The 19900-nt window shown below is 52.3% G+C and carries 20 protein-coding genes; 6 read left to right on the plus strand and 14 right to left on the minus strand.

The features are described from left to right. The 3 genes from H1D31_RS04755 to H1D31_RS04765 all read left to right on the plus strand — a co-directional run bounded on the left by H1D31_RS04755 (window position 1) and on the right by H1D31_RS04765 (window position 2928). Complete coding sequence (locus H1D31_RS04755; protein WP_261256543.1) at window positions 1–855, plus strand: universal stress protein; 855 nt, start codon at window positions 1–3, stop codon at window positions 853–855. A gap of 218 nt (window positions 856–1073) precedes the next feature. Then, window positions 1074–2525 carry a sodium:proton antiporter NhaD gene (nhaD, locus tag H1D31_RS04760; RefSeq protein ID WP_261260069.1) on the plus strand — a complete coding sequence of 484 codons (1452 nt, stop codon included), beginning with the start codon at window positions 1074–1076 and terminating at the stop codon, window positions 2523–2525. A 52-nt stretch (window positions 2526–2577) separates the two neighbouring features. Further along, window positions 2578–2928 carry a putative quinol monooxygenase gene (locus H1D31_RS04765; protein ID WP_261256545.1) on the plus strand — a complete coding sequence of 117 codons (351 nt, stop codon included), beginning with the start codon at window positions 2578–2580 and terminating at the stop codon, window positions 2926–2928. 36 nt (window positions 2929–2964) lie between these two features. On the opposite strand, the gene H1D31_RS04770 is transcribed toward H1D31_RS04765, so the two are convergent. From H1D31_RS04770 to H1D31_RS04795, 6 genes are all read right to left on the minus strand, one after another. Beyond that, window positions 2965–3921 (minus strand): hypothetical protein, encoded by a 957-nt coding sequence (locus H1D31_RS04770; RefSeq protein WP_261256547.1) that lies wholly within the window; start codon window positions 3919–3921, stop codon window positions 2965–2967. Window positions 3922–4054: 133 nt separating this feature from the next. Further along, the gene (locus tag H1D31_RS04775; protein ID WP_261256549.1) at window positions 4055–4816 is read right to left on the minus strand and encodes a DUF2063 domain-containing protein; all 762 of its coding nucleotides are present in this window, start codon (window positions 4814–4816) and stop codon (window positions 4055–4057) included. Further along, complete coding sequence (locus H1D31_RS04780; protein WP_065955884.1) at window positions 4813–5661, minus strand: DUF692 domain-containing protein; 849 nt, start codon at window positions 5659–5661, stop codon at window positions 4813–4815. Before H1D31_RS04780 ends, H1D31_RS04775 begins: the two co-directional genes overlap by 4 nt. A gap of 6 nt (window positions 5662–5667) precedes the next feature. Beyond that, window positions 5668–6144: a hypothetical protein gene (locus tag H1D31_RS04785; protein ID WP_065955883.1), complete on the minus strand. Its 477-nt coding sequence runs from the start codon at window positions 6142–6144 to the stop codon at window positions 5668–5670. 115 nt (window positions 6145–6259) lie between these two features. Continuing rightward, window positions 6260–6985: a cytochrome c biogenesis CcdA family protein gene (locus H1D31_RS04790; RefSeq protein WP_261256551.1), complete on the minus strand. Its 726-nt coding sequence runs from the start codon at window positions 6983–6985 to the stop codon at window positions 6260–6262. Between the two features lie 11 nt (window positions 6986–6996). After that, window positions 6997–7401: a thioredoxin family protein gene (locus tag H1D31_RS04795; protein ID WP_065955881.1), complete on the minus strand. Its 405-nt coding sequence runs from the start codon at window positions 7399–7401 to the stop codon at window positions 6997–6999. 191 nt (window positions 7402–7592) lie between these two features. On the opposite strand from H1D31_RS04795, the gene H1D31_RS04800 reads away from it, so the two are divergent. Together H1D31_RS04800 and H1D31_RS04805 are read left to right on the plus strand one after the other, a co-directional pair. Further along, entirely contained in the window at window positions 7593–8132 is a 540-nt protein-coding gene (locus H1D31_RS04800; protein ID WP_065955880.1) for an RNA polymerase sigma factor, read from the plus strand. Beyond that, on the plus strand, window positions 8129–8758 hold the full coding sequence (locus tag H1D31_RS04805) for an NrsF family protein (protein ID WP_065955879.1): 630 nt from the start codon (window positions 8129–8131) through the stop codon (window positions 8756–8758). Before H1D31_RS04800 ends, H1D31_RS04805 begins: the two co-directional genes overlap by 4 nt. Before the next feature lie 18 nt (window positions 8759–8776). On the opposite strand, the gene H1D31_RS04810 is transcribed toward H1D31_RS04805, so the two are convergent. After that, the gene (locus H1D31_RS04810) at window positions 8777–9052 is read right to left on the minus strand and encodes a hypothetical protein (RefSeq protein WP_261256555.1); all 276 of its coding nucleotides are present in this window, start codon (window positions 9050–9052) and stop codon (window positions 8777–8779) included. 136 nt (window positions 9053–9188) lie between these two features. On the opposite strand from H1D31_RS04810, the gene H1D31_RS04815 reads away from it, so the two are divergent. Next, entirely contained in the window at window positions 9189–11579 is a 2391-nt protein-coding gene (locus tag H1D31_RS04815; RefSeq protein WP_261256557.1) for a Lon protease family protein, read from the plus strand. An 87-nt stretch (window positions 11580–11666) separates the two neighbouring features. On the opposite strand, the gene H1D31_RS04820 is transcribed toward H1D31_RS04815, so the two are convergent. From H1D31_RS04820 to H1D31_RS04850, 7 genes are all read right to left on the minus strand, one after another. Next, window positions 11667–13319 (minus strand): S8 family serine peptidase, encoded by a 1653-nt coding sequence (locus H1D31_RS04820; RefSeq protein ID WP_261256560.1) that lies wholly within the window; start codon window positions 13317–13319, stop codon window positions 11667–11669. A gap of 188 nt (window positions 13320–13507) precedes the next feature. Further along, window positions 13508–15022, minus strand: coding sequence for an apolipoprotein N-acyltransferase (gene lnt / locus H1D31_RS04825; RefSeq protein ID WP_261256563.1), 1515 nt, complete (start codon window positions 15020–15022; stop codon window positions 13508–13510). Between the two features lie 29 nt (window positions 15023–15051). Then, complete coding sequence (locus tag H1D31_RS04830; protein ID WP_065955875.1) at window positions 15052–15921, minus strand: HlyC/CorC family transporter; 870 nt, start codon at window positions 15919–15921, stop codon at window positions 15052–15054. A gap of 31 nt (window positions 15922–15952) precedes the next feature. Beyond that, complete coding sequence (ybeY, locus tag H1D31_RS04835; RefSeq protein ID WP_261256567.1) at window positions 15953–16414, minus strand: rRNA maturation RNase YbeY; 462 nt, start codon at window positions 16412–16414, stop codon at window positions 15953–15955. Beyond that, window positions 16411–17433, minus strand: a complete 1023-nt coding sequence (locus H1D31_RS04840; protein ID WP_261256569.1) for a PhoH family protein — start codon at window positions 17431–17433, stop codon at window positions 16411–16413. Before H1D31_RS04840 ends, ybeY begins: the two co-directional genes overlap by 4 nt. 31 nt (window positions 17434–17464) lie before the next feature. Next, a complete protein-coding gene (gene miaB, locus H1D31_RS04845; RefSeq protein WP_065955874.1) occupies window positions 17465–18889 on the minus strand; it encodes a tRNA (N6-isopentenyl adenosine(37)-C2)-methylthiotransferase MiaB in 1425 nt (474 codons plus the stop codon). Between the two features lie 92 nt (window positions 18890–18981). Continuing rightward, window positions 18982–19830, minus strand: a complete 849-nt coding sequence (locus H1D31_RS04850; protein WP_008949858.1) for a DMT family transporter — start codon at window positions 19828–19830, stop codon at window positions 18982–18984. Between the last annotated feature and the right edge of the window lie 70 nt (window positions 19831–19900).

Raw genomic sequence — 19900 nt, forward strand, 5'->3', positions numbered from 1 at the left:
ATGACAAAGCATGTCTACGCCTGTATTGATGCCTCACCCTATGCTGAGGCGGTTTGTGATGGTGCGATCTGGGCCGCGAAGGCGCTGACCGCGCCCCTTAGTCTGGTGCATGTGATTGACCGGGCTCAGCATACCCAAACGCCGGATTTAAGTGGCAGTATCGGTTTGGGATCGCAGGAAGTGTTACTGCAACAACTGGCAGAGCTGGATGAACAACACAGCAAGCTGGCATTGCAGCGCGGCCATCATATTCTGGATGCAGCGCATGCCCGGGCTACTGCCGCCGCAGTCGCTGAAATCAGCGAACTGATGCGGCACGGTCCGTTACTGGAGTCATTAAAGGCACTGCAGGAGGAAACCCGGTTATTGGTATTGGGTAAGCGAGGCTTAAGCAGTACCGATGCGCATGGGCAACTGGGGATGCATATCGAGATGATTATCCGCAGTATGCAAAAGCCTATTTTACTGACGCAGCAGCGTTTTTCCGCGCCGAAGCGGGTGATGCTGGCCTATGATGGCAGCGCTACCGCGCAAAAGAGTCTGGAAATGCTGGCCGCCAGCCCGTTGTGTCGTGGCCTACCGGTACATCTGGTGATGGCCGCAGTACCCAGTGAACAAGCCGAAAAACAGCTGGCCGAAGCCGCCAGTGTGCTAACGCTGGCCGGTTTTGATACCCGTACCGCGATAGTGACCGGCGAGCCGGACGAGGCGCTGCACCAGTACCAGCAGGAACAAGTCATTGATCTGCTGGTAATGGGCGCCTACGGCCATTCGCGGATCCGGCAGTTTATTTTGGGCAGTACCACCACGGCGATGCTAAGTAAGGCACGCTGCGCGATGCTGGTACTGCGCTAAATCAGTCGGCGCTGGCAGCTGCTGTTGTGATTGCTAGTTGTTTATTGCTGCATGTTGTTAGTGGTTGCTGAGCGCATTCGACTAAAGTCATCAGACTAACTGCAAATTCTGTTGCAGTTAGTGCTATTAAAGCGCAAAAAAGGGCGTATCATATGCGCTCAATATCAGGCATCAGCCCGATAGAGACCTTTCTGCCTAATCCAATCCCAGTGATTACCATGTCTTATTTAAAAGTTGCGTCTATCTTGTTGCTCAGCCTGTTGTGCTGGCCGAATATTGCTATGGCGGCAACCGGTCCGTTGCCGTTAACCGACAGTGCCCTTGGCATCACTGCCATCGTTATTTTCCTGCTGGCTTATTTGCTGGTCATGGCCGAAGAGAAAATTCATTTACGTAAATCCAAACCGGTGCTGGTGGCCGCTGGCATCATCTGGGCGATGATTGGCTGGCATTATATGCAGGCCGGCATGCCGACCGAGGCGGAATCGGCCTTTCGCCATACGCTGCTGGAATTCTCCGAGCTGATGTTATTTTTATTGGTGGCGATGACCTATATCAACGCTCTGGAGGAGCGGCGTTTATTCGATGCCCTGCGCGCCTGGTTGATCCGCACTGGCTTTAGTTATCGCAGCTTATTCTGGATCAGCGGCGTGCTGGCCTTTGCAATTTCGTCTTTTGCCAACAATATGACCACGGCCATGCTGATGTGTGCTGTGGTGATGAAAGTGGCTGAAGGCGATAAGCGCTTTATCAACCTGACCTGTGTCAATATCGTCGTGGCGGCCAATGCCGGCGGTGCCTTTATCCCCTTTGGTGATATTACTACCCTGATGGTCTGGCAGGCCGGTATCGTCACCTTTAATGAGTTCTTCACGCTGTTCTTACCGGCTGTGGTCAACTTTGGTGTGCCGGCGCTGATTATGAGCTTTTTTGTGGAGAAGCGCTCACCGGGTGGTCATGCGGAAGAAGTTGAGTTAAAACGCGGCGCACTGAGGATCCTGACCTTATTTTTATTAACCATTGCCACTGCCGTGGCCTTTCACTCTTATCTCGGCTTACCGCCGGTCTTGGGGATGATGACCGGACTGGGTTACCTGCAGTTCTTCGGCTTCTTCCTGCGTAAAACCTTACCGGGCAGTCTGGCGCGCAAGCGGGCACTGGCTGAGCGCGCCGGTGATATGGAGCGGATCCGTGCACTGGGGCAAGTGGTGCCTTTTGATGTGTTTAGCCGGGTAGCGCGGGCTGAGTGGGATACCTTACTGTTTTTCTACGGTGTGGTGGTTTGCGTCGGCGGGCTGGGCTTTATCGGCTATCTCGAGCTGCTCTCGACTGCGTTATATACCAACTGGAACCCGACTGCAGCCAATGTGGTGCTGGGACTGATGTCGGCGGTGGTAGATAATATCCCAGTGATGTTTGCGGTATTAACGATGAACCCGGAGATGTCTCATGGTCACTGGCTGCTGATTACGCTTACTGCTGGTGTTGGCGGCAGTCTGCTGTCTATCGGCTCTGCCGCTGGGGTGGCGTTGATGGGGCAGGCCAGAGGCTACTATACCTTCGTTGGCCATTTAAAATGGGCACCGGTGATTTTACTGGGCTACGCCGCCAGTGTACTCTGTCATTTATGGCTTAATGCCGAGCTGTTTACGGTATTTGGCCGCCATTAATACTCTGTTGCCTGCCGCTATATGCGGCAGGCTCGCTTAATAAGGGATGCTGATGTCAAAGAAAGTCTATTGTGTTGCCCAATTTTTGCCTAAGGTGGGAAAAGAAGCCGAGTTATTCCGGGTATTGCAAAGCCTGGAGCCAAATACCTTACGTGAGGACGGCTGTCTACAGTATGTGGTGACCCGGCAAATCCAGAGTCCTTTTGCTGACGGTAAGAGTTTCCCGATTGCCTTTAATGAAATCTGGGCGGATTTGGCCAGCTTTGAAGCTCACTGTCAGCGCGCGGAAATTCAAGCCTTTTTTGCGCAATATTGCTTAGCGGAGGATGGGCTGGCTGCAGAGTGGAATGTTTGTATCTATAGCGATGAACCTGCCAACTACGATGCGCCCAAGTTGGGTTAAGCACGGCACGCAGCAAATGCCGCCAAAGCAGGTCGCTTAAGCAACCTGCTTTTCTGCCAGATGTAACTCCATCAGCGCCTTTAATAGCCGGAACAAGCGGATAGAGGCATCGATTTCTTCCTTGCGGTTAGTCAGGCTTTCAACGTTGAGGCCCAGCGGCACCTCCAAATTCGCGCAGTGGGTTAAGATCTGTGTCAGATTATCGCGGCAGATCTTAATCGATTCGTTCAGTGGGTTTTCGGCATCCAGAATACGATAACGCGAGGCCTGTGGCACCGAAATACCGAGCCATTGCATAAAATCCAGTGTCTGTTCACTGCCGCACGGGGTAAAGGTTAAAATCACACGTTTTGGCGTCAGGCCCTGCTGTTTGCAGCTGCGGGCATAGCTGGTGATCAGATCAATGGTCGCCTGGGCGTTATATACCGCCTGCGAAATAAAGAATTGACAGCCCTGGGCCGCTTTATCAATTAAGCGTAAATGTTCATCGCCTTTTTTGGCATGGCGTTCGGCAATGGCAACTCCACCCAAAAAGAAGCTTGCCGGATGGGCGGCGAGCTGCTGATAGGCATGCGGTAAACTGAGCTTGATCTGGCCATGTGATGAAGGGCTACCCACTAACACCAGATTTTTCAGGGCAAAGGTTGCGGCACTTTCACTAAGCCAGTGCTCAAATTCGCTGCTATCACGCTGAGCCACACTTTTATAGGTAATGACATCCTGCGCCGATAGCTCGCGTAACAACCGGCTGTATTCGCGCGGGTCCAGAGTGCTCTGAAACGGGAAAGGACGCTCGGTGGCAACCCGGCTACTTTCATCCTGAATATCATAGACAATCAGGCCATCGTATTCGAGCTGTTGCAAACGGCCTAACAACTTACCCGCGATCCGCAAGCTTTTATCAGCGGCGGTGCCGGCTTTGGGTGGAGTAGTACCAATCAGATATACCCCTTGCTGTGGATCTGCAATTTTCTCTGCCAGTGATAATGCCATAATGCTGTTACTCCAAAACCTGATAGCATAAGTATACAGCTATTTAGACGTCTAGCTATCCATTTGGTGTGAAAGTTTTTCCAATCAAGATGAAAAAAATTCAAGTTGAGCCGGCTAAGGCGACAAGGCCAACTTAGCCGCCATCGTGCAGCAGTGCGCCCTTAACGGCCAACTCTGTCAGTAAGGGTAGCGCAAATTCGGTCAGTTGCGCTGCGCTGTAGGGCGCGAGTTGTGGTGCCAGGCTGGCAGTCAGTTGTGGCAAGGTTTGTCCCGGTTGCTCCGTCAGCTGATGTAACAGCAGTAAGCTGGCCTGATTTAACTGCACAAAGATCACTTCATCCTGCCAATCGCGGTAGATCAGAAAGGCCTGGCCTGGTCCGGGTTCGTTAACCTGATAATCCGGGCTCAGGTGCTGCACCGGATACTGGTATACGGCTAACAGGCTGGCTTCGGTTAGCTTTAACCTGGCCGACGTTAGTTGTGCCGGTGTCACGGCCTGCTGTGCTGACGTGACAGCTAGTGTCCCGACATAAAGCTCAGCCCATTCGTAATGGGCAAGTTCGGCTAAAAACGGCGGATCGGCGGCAGCGGGCTGATATTGCTGCAGAAAATCGACAAACTGCTGGGCAATATGCAAGAAATAAGGCGAGTGACAGCGGTAATCGGCAAAAAAACGTTGTTTCAGGCTTAGCCAGGCATCGGGCTGATATAGCGCACTGAGCACCGGGAAGGCATTATCGATAAAGCCGCTGACATTATTGAAGAACAGCTGCTGATAGATCTGCAGCCGTGCTGCTGGCACCGTCTGCTCCGCATAGGGCTCTTGGGGGTGGCGAATGGCCCGGGCGAACGCCAGTTGGGTTTGCTGTAAGTTAGGGGCTGTCGGCTCAGTCATACTGCTGCTGGTCTCGGGCTGGCAACTTGCTGCAATTGCTTAATCTGCGACAGTTCCTGGCAAAGGTCGGCCAGCGGCGGGATATTAAAGTCCCGCTCGTATAAGGTCGGTTTTACACCATGCTGCTGATAGCTAAGACGCAACAATTGCCAAACCGGATCAGGAATGGCAGCGCCATGGGTATCAATCAGTAAGTCGGCCGCTTGCTGGTAATGTCCGGCAATATGGTAGTAGGCAATGCGCTCGCTTGGCATCGCAGCTAAAAAGGCTCTGGCATCGTAGCCATGGTTGATGGAATTGACATAGATATTATTTACGTCCAGCAGCAGCGGGCAGTCGGCTTCCGTAAGCACCGCCAACAGAAATTCCAGTTCACTTAATTGCTGTGCTGGCGCAGCATAGTAGGAGACATTCTCGATAATCAATGGCCGCTCCAGGATCTGCTGCACCTGTTTAATCCGTGCCGCCACATAATGTACCGCTTCCTCAGTAAAGGGGATCGGCATCAGGTCATACAGATGACCGTCGGCAGCACAATAACTCAGATGTTCGCTATAGCGCAGGATCTGATGCTGGTCGAGAAAGTGTTTTAGCTGCTGCAAAAAATCCAGATCCAGCGGATCCGGGCCACCAATATTTAACGACAGGCCATGACAAAAAAACGCATAGCGTTCGGTCAGTTGCCGGAAATCCTTCGCCAGTTTACCGCCATAAGGTAACCAGTTCTCTGGCGCAACCTCAAAGAAATCGATGATAGCTGGCTTATCTGCTAACAGTTCTGGCAGCAATTCGCGGCGCAGGCCCAGGCCTGCGCTGCTGCTACTAAAGTGAGCGAGTGGTTTCATTTGGCGTTAGATAGAGCCGCATTTACCTTCGCCGCACTTCATTTCTTTGGCTTTATCACTGGCTTTTTTCTTGGCATCAGCGGCTTTTTCCTGACCGGCAGCTTTAGCTTCAGCGGCCTTAGCTTTGGCATCGGCTTTATGCATCTCGGCACCGCACTTGCCTTCACCGCATTTACCTTCGCCACATTTCATTTCTTTGGCTTTGTCGGCAGCCTGCTTTTTGGCATCAGCCATTTTTTTCTGCATTTCGGCGCCGCATTTGCCTTCACCACACTTACCTTCACCGCATTTCATTTCTTTGGCTTTATCGGTGGCTTGCTCTTTTACCTTAACTTTAACCCCGGTATTGTCCTGAGTGGTCACTTGATAGGCCATACTCAGTTGTTGCGCCTGAAATGGGTTGCTATCCGCCAGGGCATTACCTGAGCCCAGTGTAAGGGCGCCCAGCGCCAGAGTTAATTGCGTTTTGGTTAATGTATTCATCACGTTTTCCTCGTTTGTTCAACTGGCCAGCATTTCCGCTGGCCATCATCAGAAAATAAAAGTCTGTTCAGTACCCGGTAATACAGCGCCGGTTTAGTTTGCTGTTACGACGTAGTTAATAACGGGTAATCAGTTCCAACCAACTCGCCGGCAAATTTTCAGTCGCGAGCACCAATAGGGTTTGATCAAGGTTGGTTAAGATTAACAACGCCACCAAAATTAAACTATAACCCAAAATCTGGCGGCCGCGCTCACCTTTGGCAGCAAACTTGGGTAAAAAGCGATGTGCTGAGCCTGCCATCAGATAAGCAACGATAATCAGCGGCAGGGCTGCACCTAAGCCAAAGACAAACATCTGTAGCGTCGCGCTTACTATCGATGCCGAGGTGTGAGTAAAACTTAATGCTGCACCTAACACAGGTCCGGCACAGGGGCTCCAGATGGCACCTAACAACAACCCCAACCACAAGGCCCCACCGGGCTTCTGTTCCAGGCGGCTTGCCAGGTTATCCGCTTTTGCCGCTAATGGCGCCAGTAGTGAAGAAGAGCCGCTTTTAAATGCCGGCACCACCAGCATCACACCCAGCAATAAGATAATAATGGCAAAGACAGGTCTGCTTTGCGCAATGCTAATATCGAGTAACTGGAGTAAGCCATTTAGGCTTGCGCCCATTAATGCAAATCCAATCGCTAAACCCAGTCCGGTCAATACTGGTGCATAACGGTGTTTAGCTAACCCTGACGCCGCCATTACAGGCAGCACCGGCAGAATACAAGGGGACAGTGTAATCAGCATGCCAGCCAAAAACAGCAAAGGTAAAACGGAGACGTCAGGTAACATGGTGCCTCCGCTTACAGCGCTTTCATCAGTTCAGTTTTGATCGCATCAGCCTCGGTCAGCCCTCGGGTTCTTGATACTTCAACCCCGTCCCGGTAGACAATAATGGTGCTCTGGCCGGTTACACCAAAGCGTTTGTTCAATGCTTTTTCGGTAACCTGGTTATATTGCAGTACGGTGAGATTAGCGAACTCGGGCAGTTGCAGCGTGCTTTCGATGACTGGAATTTGTTTGCTACACACCGGACAGCCTGGCTTGGTCGCAACCAGCACAAAACTGCCTTTTGCTTCAGCCAGCTGAAAACTGTCTGCGGAATAAGCGGGTAAACTCAGAGTGCCAGCGTATGCAGCAGGCAACTGAGCGAATGTCAGAGTGATGACGGTGCTGATTAAAGCCGCGGTCAGTAACGAAGTCTTCATACTATGTTCCTTTTAGAAAGTCAGATTAAATGTGCCAGAACACGCTCTGGTCGCTAGTTATTGCCTGACGCTAAGTAAAAGGTTACAAAAAAAAGCGAAAATTATTTTATGCGGGTCTGTAACCTTTTGCTGTTTACCGGTCAATACTCCGATACAGGCAGATATGCCACGGGAATGAATAGAGAAATCTGATGGATGAGTGGTCGACTTTGCTAGTTAGAGCACAACAAGGGGATAACGCAGCCTATGAGCGCTTTTTGCGCCAGGCAGTACCCTTTATCAAGCGTCGTGGGCGACGTTATGTGAATAGCGACCAACTTGACGACCTGGTTCAGGAAAGCTTGTTAACGATACATCGGGTGTTACACAGCTATCAGCCGGGTTTGCCGGTTGAACCCTGGATTAGCGGTATTTTACGGCATAAATTTTACGAGAACCGGCGCCAACAGATCCGCCAGCAAGCAGAGACTTACCCGGAGGATGACTCCTGGCATCCAACAGTCGTGGCAGATCACGAGGATCAGGCGGAGGCATTGCAGCGATTATTATTACCGCTAACAGAGCTGCAAGCGGAGGTTCTTTACGCAACCAAGGTCGAGGAAATGTCAGTGGCGGAAACGGCAAATATGATGCAACGCAGTGTGGCATGGGTAAAAGTCAATGTGCATCGCGCGTTAGTGCTGCTACGCAACGAAATAAAAGCCGGTAGCACCGGGGGAGAGCGCAGATGAAGGATAAAACAGAGCAGTTAATCAACCAGCTGCTGGTGCGGCACAGCGCCGTTGTCCCAATGCTAACCGACAGACTGATAATGATAGGGTTGTTATTGTCATTTTCGCTGGCACTTTTGCTGTTAGCACCTTTGGGTTTCAGAGCGCAGTGGTCAGTATTGGCGCTGTTAAAAACGGTTGCGCTTTTCGCGTTCACCTTTGCGCTGCTGCGCTGCACCCAATTAAGCAGTCAGCCAGCCGAGTATTCCTATAGAGAATATCAGGGTGCGGCGCTGAGTGCGTTGGCGGGAGGGGCGGCTTTGCTGGCTATTGGTTGGCTAGCACCAGAGCTGTCGCTGACTGACGCCCTTGCTGAGCCATCATTCTGGAGCTGCGTAGCGTGGATTGGTGTTGTGGCATCGTTTTGCCTGCTGGGTTTGTTCCGTTTACTACGCCGGGCTAAACCACTTTATCGTTGGCGTTTGGTGCTGAGTTGTAGCGGTTTAGCGGGTTTTCTGGCCGCCACGGTTTACTCTTTACATTGTCCGGTGGATGCGCTGGCCTATTTAAGCACGGCCTATCTGTTGGCTATGCTGCTGGTTGTCAGCATTGGCTATGGCTTGAGCCGACGGCTCTGGCATTGGTAGCAGTTAGTGTTATACGGTTTAATGCACGCGATAAAAACGGCAAAAATAGTCGACGATGGCCGTTGCATCCAGGCGTTGAAACTTCAGCTGATGCCGCTCCATCAGCGCCTTACCCAGGGTTCTGAGCGTATACTCCAGTGGTGCACCGGTCGGCCGCTCTAACTGGTGCTCTTTAAACAAAAAGTCCAGCGCTAACGAGGTATAGGATTTGCCAGGCTGCGGTCTGGCCAGCTCCAGCTCCTGCAGGCGAACCCCCAGGTTACGGATTTTTTGCAGGCAGTCGCGCTCGTTCATCTGATACTCCGGTTTACAGTTATCGCACTTACCAGCTTATCGGCGTTAACGCAGAAAACTTTAGCCACAGCCTACAGCGCAGTAACCGGCTTTTTGTTACTATATAAAAAACTTACCTTTATTGTTAAGGCACTAAATGACGCAATTAGAGCAGCAACTGGCATTGACGCCGGCACAACTTGGCCCGCAACTGGATTCAGCACTGGTCTCCGATATTCTGCAGCAACCTGCTGTTCCCGCCGCCTTTATCGGCCAGGACCGCGCCCGAACTGCATTGGAGTTTGCCATTGGGATGGATATGCCGGGCTATAACCTCTATGTGATGGGGGAGCCGGCTTTGGGGCGCTTTACGCTGGTACAGGAAATTCTGCAGCTGGCCGCCAGTGAAAAAGCCACGCCGGAAGAGTGGTGCTACCTGAACAATTTTGATGACGAACGGGTACCCATTACGCTGCGTTTACTACCGGGTGAAGGCCGGGTACTGGTCAAAAAGCTGGAAAGTCTGATTGATGATTTGCTGGATACCTTTCCGGCCGCCTTTGATAACCCTGGCTATCAACGCAAGAAAAAAGCCATTCACCGGGCCTTTGACGAACGTTATGAACAGGCTATCGAACAGGTTGAAAAGAAAGCGCTGGAAAAGCAGGTTGTGTTATACGAAGAAAACGGTGCGGTGAGCTTTTCGCCAATCATTGATGGCAAGCCTTTGGATGATCAGGAATTTACTAAGCTATCTGAAGAGCAGCGGCAGTATTTCTATGATTTGGTATCGGAGCTGGAAACCATCCTCAACGAACAGCTGTTGGAGTTGCCGCAGTGGAAGCGGGAATTGTCGGAGAATTTGCGGGCGCTGCGCAAAGATACCATTGAGCAAGCGATTAAGCCGATGCTGAAAAAGCTGGAGCATCACTACAATGCCGAGTTGGGGGTCTTAAAATACCTGCGTGAGATGCGACCGGAACTGGTGAAAGCGGTAATGGAACTGCTGCCGGATGAGTCGGAAGGCGAGAAGGGCGAGGAGCCGGTTAGCCGCGAAATCTTTATCGAGGAATTTGTGCCTAATGTGCTGGTACATCATGAAACGATGTCTGGCGCGCCGATTATTTTTGAACCCAACCCCAGCTATGGCAACCTGTTTGGCCGGGTGGAATATAGCTCGGCCGGTGGTTCCTTATTTACCAATTACCGGATGATCCGCCCCGGCGCTTTGCACAAAGCCAATGGCGGTTATCTGATCCTGGATGCCGATCGGCTTTTAACCCAGCCCGCAGTGTGGGATGCATTAAAGCTGGCATTAAAGGCCGGTGAAGTGGTGATTGATACCCTTAGCGATCATGCAGTAACGAACTCGACTATTATTACGCCGCGCGCCATCCCGCTCAGCGTTAAGGTGGTGTTGCTGGGGTCGCGTGATCTGTATTATTTAGTGCAGGATTTCGATGACGAATTTAATGAGTTATTCCGGGTACTAGCCGATTTCGAGCATTATTTGCCTTATTTGCCGCAAACCTTAAGCGATATGGCAGCGCAAATTCAGCTGCAATTGCGGGAAATGGGTTTACAGTCGCTAAGTAGCTGTGGCTTGCAGCAGCTATTACAGTTTAGTTTCCGCCAGGCTGAACATCAGCGTAAGCTGTCTGCCCGTTTTGCCGATGTACTGGAGTTAGTGCGTGAAGCCTGCTTTTTTGCGCGGCAGCAGCAGGCTGAACAATTAACCAGTGAGCATGTCCGCCAGGCGCTGGCAGGAAAAAAATACCGTACCGGCCGCATCAGTGAGGCGTTTTTAGAAGATATTCAGGAAGGACATATTCTGATCGATACCGACGGCCTGGCAGTCGGTAAGATCAATGGCCTGACGGTACTGGAAATCGGTGATACCGCCTTTGGTACCCCAGCGCGGATCAGCGCGACGGTATTCGCCGGTTCCAGCGGCGTAGTGGATATCGAACGTGAGGTGGAGCTGGGTAAAGCGATCCACTCCAAGGGTGTATTATTACTAACCGGTTATCTGGGGGCCAAATATGCCCGCGATTTTCCGCTGACCTTAAGCGCGAATATTGCAATGGAGCAGTCCTACGGCCACATTGACGGTGACAGCGCCTCACTGGCTGAAGTCTGTGCCCTGATCTCGGCCATTACCGAGATTCCAATCCGGCAAAGTCTGGCAGTGACCGGCTCGATTAACCAATATGGTCAGGTACAGGCAATAGGCGGCGTGAATGAAAAAATTGAAGGTTATTTCCGGCTCTGTCAGTCACGAGGCCTGACTGGTGAGCAAGGGGTGATTATTCCGGCCAGTAATCAGTTAAATCTGGTGCTGGATCAGGACGTGGTGACTGCGGTTGCTGCCGGGCAGTTCCATATTTACACCGTCAAAACCGTGGATCAGGCGTTGGAGCTATTAACCGGTGAAGTCGCAGGTGAACGTAATAACCGCGGTCAGTATCCGAAAAAATCACTTAATGGTCGGGCGTTACTGCGCCTGGCGGAAATCGCTGAGCTGGTTAATGGCGGAAGTGAGGAATAAACGGCGAGTTGCAACAAGCCTGTAAAAAACAAAGCCGCGATATCGCGGCTTTCTATTATCAGGTTCAGTTAATTGCTGGCACAGCGATCAGCTGCACTTTTTACCCTTACAGCTGCCACCGCCGCTGCCGCCGCCAGTGTCACCACCGCCTGAACCGCCACCGGCACAACCGTGGGTGGTCAGGTAATCATGCGCCGCTTTCGCTTTGACAATACCTTTACCAAATTTCACCGCATCGCCGCCCGCCGGCCGCACTGCGGTCGCTTTTAAGGCATTGCGAATTTCAGTACCGGTACACTGCGGGAAATTAGACCATACCCGCGCCGCCAGACCCGCAACAGCTGGTGTTGCCATCGAGGTACCGCTCATATAACCATAATCTGATGCACCGATACTGATCGAAGCCGAGGTTGCAGCGACCAGAGCGCTGCGATCTTCAAAGGCGGCGCCAACAGCGGGGATGCTGGTTTGATTGCTGGTGCCAAGGGTGCCATACAGCATACCGGGTTCGTTATTAATCAGGATAGCGCCAATACCACCCGATAACTGACAGTTACGTACCTTGTCATGGAATGAGATAGTACCACGATCAATAACACAGATCTTACCGGCTGCGGCGCTGTTGGTGCTGGTGGCCAGACCCATAAAATAGGTGCTGCCTGAGGCATCGCCGGTGTTTTCCATTGCTGATGCGGCGTAGCCATTATTCCCTGCAGTGAGTGCTGCAAAGGCAGCGCCGCCAGAGGGGTAAGTGGATAAGGTATCCACGCCACCAGCAGTCACTTCGACACAGAGGCCTTCATTCGTAGTCTGATTTTTGCCAACGCCGGTAGTGCAGGATGGATACTGTGAAAATGAGGCAATCTGATCATTGGCATCATTAGCTCCGACCATCATTACCGATGGATAACCGGCCGGGAAAGAGCGAACGTTATTACCGCTGTTACCAGCTGCCGCCAGTACCAGGCCCCCATTATTGGTAAAGTTGATAAAGGCATTTTCTTCAGTGCTATTGGCACGACCGCCACCCAGACTCATATTGATAACTTTGGCGCCATTTTGTGCACAAAGATTAGCTGCATGGGCTAAATCAGAAGAATAGCCCCAGCCACTGTTATTAAAGACTTTGATAATATGCATCGGCGTGCCTGGTGCCATCCCGATCACACCAAAGCCGTTGTCCGCGGCGCCGATAGTACCGGCAACGTGGGTGCCGTGCGGGCCGCCATCGCGGAACCAGTCACCGGTGCCGGAGTTACTGGTGCCGCTAATACTGCCCCAGTCAAAGTCAGCATTATAACCACCGGTTTCACCGCTATCGCGCGCGATACCAGAGTCGATTACACAAACCTTGGGTGAGGCGCCCAGGTTAAACGGGGTCTGATGTGCCTGTGACTGCAGATAAGCATAGGGGGTTAATTGTTGCACTGTCGGATCGCCGGCGGTATCGTTATACAGCGCCATTGGGTAACGCTTGGCGTCCTCTTCAATCAGCTTAATATGTGGATTTCTGAGCAAGCCTTTAACCTGGGACAGATCTTTACCGCTAAAGGTAGCGGCGATAAAGCCGTCAGAGTCAACATGGATCTCGCCGCCCAGTTGTACTGCCAGCGCTTTTACGATGCCTTTTTTATCGTTATCGACCTGAATAATAAAACGATCTGACGCCACCGCCTGACCGGCTAAACCCAGAGCAACCAGGGTTGCCAGTGCCAGAGGGGTAAGGTGATTTTTTTTCATGAGACTTCCTTCATTGCTGTGGTAATGGCCTTGGGCCTTATTATTATTTTTGTCGCATCTAAGTGGCGACTTATCGCAAATGACTTTGCTGCAGAAGTTTTGTCATGAATTGCCAATAATTGCAACCGGCAAACTGGGTACAGCAGAAAAAAATAATCGAACAGGCCGCTCACCGGATACCGCTGGGCTTAACGGCGTGAGCGATAATGGCGCAAAGCGGCGAGCAGTAGTAGCAAAGTACTAAAGGAGAAAACCGGTAAGTTTCCCAGCTTTTGGTAAAGGGTTGCAGCGTCTGTCAGCAGCAGCTGGTCACTTAATACTGCTTCAGTAAACTGCGGCGCGCGTTGCCGGATCCGGCCATCGGCATCTATGGTCGCGGTGATGCCATTATTGGTGGCGCGTAACAGCGGTAAACCGAATTCCAGCGCCCGCATGCGGGCAATTTGCAGGTGCTGATGCGGGCCTATACTGTCGCCAAACCAGGCATCATTACTGACGGTCAGTAACAGCTGGGTCTCGCTGGTCAGATTGGCGCGGATCTGCGCCGGGAAGGCAATTTCAAAGCAGATCGCGGGCAATAAATGAAAGCCATTGGCAGTCAGGTTAGGCTGCACATAGCTGCCGCGGTTAAAAGAGCTCATCGGTAAATCGAAAATCGGTGCCAGCTGGCGCAGAAAGCTCTCAAACGGCACGAATTCGCCAATCGGCAGTAAATGATGTTTGCTAAAGCGGTTGGCATGGCCATGGAAATAGTGACCACTATTGGCGTCGGCAGTTTGTTTACCCAATACAATCAGATTATTCCAGGCTTCCTGGGTTTTCAGGTTGTAATCGATAATGCCGGTGATCACCGCGGTATCGCTATAGAATGCTGATTTATCCAGGTTCTCTAGAAAGTCATCGGCCAGAGGTTCAATACGCGGCACGGCGGCTTCCGGCCAGATCACCAGTTGGTGTTGACTCAGATGCGGCCGGGTCAGATCCAGATACTTCAGCATAGTCGGCCATTCCTGCTCCGGCACCCAGCGCAGCTCCTGCTGCACATTGCCCTGTACCAGCAACACACTTAACTGCTCGTTATTGTGGTGCCAGCCTTTAAACTGCACCAGCAGTGGGCTCAGCAGGCAAAGTAGTACACTGACTACGGCTGGCCAGCAGCGCGCAGGCCAGGAGAGACGCTGCAGCAGATTGGCCAGACTGGCGGCGATAAAAACCAGCACGGCGCTGATACCGATTTCACCCAGCAGCGGCGCATAGTGCCTGAACAGTGAATCCGTTTGACTGTAGCCGAGCGATAACCAGGGAAAGCCAGTAAGCAATACGCTGCGCAGCCACTCACTAAGGGTCCAGCACGCCATTAGCAGCAGTGGTAAGGAGAGAGTGCCCAGCAGGCGACGACTGAGCCAGGCGGTATAGGCCGGAAACAGTGCCAGATAGGCGACTAATAGCGCCATTAAACTCAGACTGCCAGCCAGCGGCAAACCGCCAAACTGGTCGATACTGACATGTACCCAGCTGATGCCTAGCCCAAACCAACCGACACCATAGCTAAAGCCATAGCCCGCGGCCTGGCGCGGGGTGGTGCTGTTGGCAATGGCTGCGCTAAACCAGGCCAGCGTTAATAGCGGCAACCACCAGAGGGTATAGGGAGCGAAGGCCAGAGTATTGGCTAAACCGGCCAGCAGTAAACTGACGGCAACCAACCAGGGCCGGGACCACAGCGCTTTGATGATTAGCTTCCTTCTGCTTCGCTCGGGCGCGAGCGGATCACCTGTAACTGCATCAGGCGGCGGCTATTGGCTTTACTGACTTTAAAGGTCAGATCGCCCAGCGTAATCGCTTCGCCCTTTGCTGGCATATGGCCAAAGGCATGCAACACAATACCGCCAATGGTATCGGCATCTTCCTCGTCAAACTGGGTACCAAAGGTTTCGTTAAATTCATCCAGTGGCGTCAGAGCGCTCACCTGAAAAACCCGCGAAGCCATCTTCTTGATATCGTGCTCTTCTTCATCGTCGTGCTCATCTTCAATCTCGCCGACAATTTGCTCCAGAATATCTTCAATCGTCAGCAGGCCGGAAACGCCACCGTATTCATCCACGACGATTGCCATATGGTAGCGTTTTTGCCGGAATTCCCGCAGCAGGGCATCGACTTTCTTACTTTCCGGGATGATGACCGCCGGGCGCACCAGATCGCGCCACTGCCAATCGGTATTGCTGGGGTCCAGTGCATACTGCAGCAGATCTTTGACTATCAGAATGCCTTCGATATGGTCTTTATCTTCATTTACCACCGGATAACGGCTGTGATTGTTTTCCAGCAGAATGGGTAGGACTTCGGCCAGCGGTTGCTCGATATCCAGCGTGGCCATCTGGGAGCGGGGGATCATAATGTCGCGGGCCCGCATATTGGATACGTCCAATACACCCTGCAACATATTCTTGGTATCGGTATCAATCAGCTCGCGTACGGCGGCTTCGCTGATAATGTCTTCCAGATCCGAGATATCCTGTGGCTCTGCGCTAAAAATGCTGGCAATACGTTCTAACCAGCTACGCGACGCAGAGCCGCGACTAGAGTGGGGATTGTCGTCACTCATCAGTGAACTTTAGCTCCATAACAATTGAACATCAGATTTCATCCAGTAAATAGGGGTTGCTGATACCAAGTTGCTGCAGAATCTGAATTTCTTCTGCTTCCATCTGCTCAGCATCAGCGTCATTTATATGGTCAAATCCCAATAAATGCAAGCAGCCGTGCACCACCATATGTGCCCAGTGTGACGCCAGCGGCTTGCCCTGCTCAGCTGCTTCCGTAGCAACGACTTGCGCACAAATCACCAGATCGCCAAGCAGCGGCAGCTCAATACCGGGAGGGCATTGAAACGGAAAACTCAGCACATTAGTCGGTTTGTCTTTGCCGCGGTATTGCAGATTCAGTTGCTGGCTCTCTGCGGCATCCACAACCCGGATTGTGACCTCAGCCTGCTCCTGAAACGGCAGGATGGCCGCGTCCAGCCAGGTTTGAAACTGGGCTGCGTCAGGCAAGTCGTGGGCACTGCTGGCCAGTTGTAAATCCAGGATAATACTCATCGGCGACTCCCGCTACGTGCTGGCTCATCAGTTTTTGGCTGCGCCGCTTCATAGGCTTCATAGGCCATCACAATACGCTGTACTATCGGGTGGCGCACGACATCTTTGGCATTAAAGAAGTTAAAGCTGATTTCCGGCACAGCACTAAGCACATCAATCGCATGTTTCAGGCCTGAATACTGACCGCGAGGCAAGTCGACCTGCGTGACATCACCGGTGATCACGGCTTTAGCGCTAAACCCGATGCGGGTTAGAAACATCTTCATCTGCTCGATGGTGGTGTTCTGGCTTTCATCCAGAATAATAAAGGCATCGTTCAGAGTACGGCCGCGCATATAGGCCAGCGGCGCTATCTCAATCACGCCACGTTCCAGATACTTCTCGACCTTTTCAAAACCGAGCATTTCAAACAGGGCGTCGTACAGCGGGCGCAGGTAAGGGTCGACTTTTTGCGCCAGATCACCGGGTAAAAAGCCCAGTTTTTCGCCGGCTTCTACCGCCGGACGGGTTAACACTATCCGTTTGACCTGGCCACTTTCCAGCGCATCCACCGCACAGGCCACGGCCAGATAGGTTTTACCGGTACCAGCCGGGCCAATGCCGAAACTAACATCATGTTGCAGCACGTTTGCCACATAGGCAGCCTGATTCGGGTTGCGGGGTTTGATTAAGCCTTTTTTGGTTTTTAGTGAAAATTCGCGCTGGGTGCCTTCCTGCCCCTGATACTGAATATCAAAGTGTTCACTAATGGTCAGATGTACCTGCTCCGGGCTGATAGCTTGCACTTGTTGCTGGCCATTCAGCGTTTGCTGATACAGCTCGCGCAGGATCAGGGCGGCGGCGTCAATATTAGCTGTGGGACCGTCGATGCGGATCTGGCCGGCGCGATGGCTGATCTCGACCAGTAAGCGCCGTTCCAGATGCTTCAGATTATCGTCATAGGGGCCGCAGAGTAAGGTGAGCCGCCGGTGGTCGGCAGGCTCAAGTTGTAATTCAATACTGCTACTGTCGCTGTTCAAGCTGGCTCTCTCTATTGGTTCAGACGCAGGCTTAGGGGACGTATGCCGTCACGCCTAACTCATCGGTTTTTGGCTGCCGGGCCAGAATTTGTGCCGGGGCAGTCTGGCGGCGCAGTTCCATTTGTTGCTCAGTTCGCAATACAGTACCACGCAATGAGTTACTGAATACATCGGTGATTTTGACATCAACAAACTGACCAATCATCTCGGGTGAGCCTTCGAAATTTACCACCCGGTTATTTTCGGTGCGGCCGGTCAGCTCCATAATATTCTTTTTCGACGGTCCTTCTACCAGGATCCGCTGCTCCGTGCCCAGCATACCACGGGCGATTTTCAATGCCTGCTGGTTAATCCGGTCCTGCAGAATATAAAGGCGCTGCTTTTTGGTGTCTTCGCTGACATCATCCGGCAGATCGGCGGCCGGCGTACCGGGGCGGGCGCTATAGATAAAACTAAAGCTCATATCAAAGTCAATCGCCTGGATCAGATCCATGGTCGCCTGAAAATCTTCATCGCTTTCACCGGGGAAGCCGATAATAAAATCGGATGACATGCTGAGGTGAGGGCGGATCTTCTTCAGTTTACGGATCTGCGCTTTATATTCCAGCGCGGTATGACCGCGCTTCATCAGCGTTAAAATCCGATCCGAGCCAGACTGCACCGGCAGGTGTAAATGGTCTACCAGCTCCGGCACATCACGATACACTTCAATAATATCGTCAGTAAATTCCACCGGATGCGAGGTGGTATAACGAATACGGTCAATACCGTCGATGGCGGCCACTAAGCGCAGTAATTCGGAGAAATGACAAATACCGCCATCATGGGTGGCACCACGATAGGCATTAACGTTCTGCCCCAGCAGATTGACTTCACGTACCCCTTGTTGGGCCAGTTGGGCAATTTCAAATAACACATCATCCAGTGGCCGGCTGACTTCTTCACCGCGGGTATAGGGCACCACGCAGAAGGTACAGTATTTCGAACAGCCTTCCATAATGGAGACAAAAGCAGTCGGACCTTCGGCCTTTGGCTCTGGCAGACGGTCAAATTTCTCGATTTCCGGGAAGGAGACATCAACTACCGGTGAGCGGTCACCGCGCACGGAATTGATCATTTCCGGTAACCGGTGCAGGGTTTGCGGGCCAAATACGATATCAACAAAGGGGGCCCGCTCACGGATGGCACTGCCTTCCTGTGACGCCACGCAGCCGCCAACACCGATAATCAGCTCCGGATTCTTTTCTTTCAGTGGCCGCCAACGGCCCAACTGGTGAAACACCTTTTCCTGAGCCTTTTCACGAATCGAGCAGGTATTCAGCAAGATCACATCGGCCTCTTCTGCCTCTTCGGTCAGCGTATAGCCATGTGTGGCATCCAGCAGGTCCGCCATTTTCGATGAATCGTATTCGTTCATCTGGCAGCCCCAGGTTTTAATATGCAGCTTCTTACCCATTATTCTTGCCTGTGTTGTCGCCTGTAAAAAAGGGAGCGTATTTTAGCCTGTCTGACGACGCAGTACCAGAGCGGGACGCTAAAGTATTCCATTCAGAGTAAGCGCTGGCGCGTCGTAATATAACCAGCATAGAAAATCACCAGCACCCCGGCAGCCCAGCTCATGGTGACCGGCTCCTGCCAGAACAGGTAACCAAAGGCGCCGGCAAAGATCACACTGCTGTAAGTCCACATGCCAATATCACTGGCCGGCGCGATGGCATAGGCACGGGTCATCGCTAACTGGCCCACCGCTGCCAACACCCCCATACCCAAAAATGCCAGCCAGACTTCGGTATTTAGCGGCTGCCAGTAAAAAGGCACCGGCACCGCCGACAGCACAGCGGTTAACAGCGAAAAATAAAAGACGATACGCACCGCCGGCTCGGTATCAGACATATAGCGGATAGTGGTTTTGGTCACCGCGACCAGGATCGCAGACGCCAGCGCCACCAGTAAGATCAGATTCAGATTGGGATCCGGGGTGGGTAATGCCAGTACCACGCCGGCAAAGCCGAGCACAATGCCGGCCAGCGTGATGCGCGAGGGCCGCTCTTTTAGCCAGAAGCGGGCGATGATTGGCACCACAAAGGGGGAAAGCAGCAGCACCAGCATGCCCTGTGCCAGTGGCAAGCGGGCCAGTACATAGAAAAAACAGTACATCGAAATAATGCCGGTCAGGGCCCGGCTGGCATGCAGATACCAACGCCTTGTTTTCAGCAGGCTAAAACCGTGTTTAAACAAAAACGGCAGCATTAGCAGCAAGGCAAAGAAATTACGGAAAAACACCACCTGGGCTTCACTGGCGGTGGCGCTGGTAAACTTTACTACGGCGCCAATGCCGGCAAAACAGGCCTCGGCCAGCAATAACAGCAGGGCACCTTTAACGAGATGGGGAGCCATAATGCATCCGGCGAATTACAAAGCCGCCAGTATACCGCTGAATCGTGACAAAAGCCTGAACCAGCGACTA

Source organism: Alishewanella sp. BS5-314 (assembly GCF_025377695.1).
Lineage (GTDB): Bacteria > Pseudomonadota > Gammaproteobacteria > Enterobacterales > Alteromonadaceae > Alishewanella > Alishewanella aestuarii.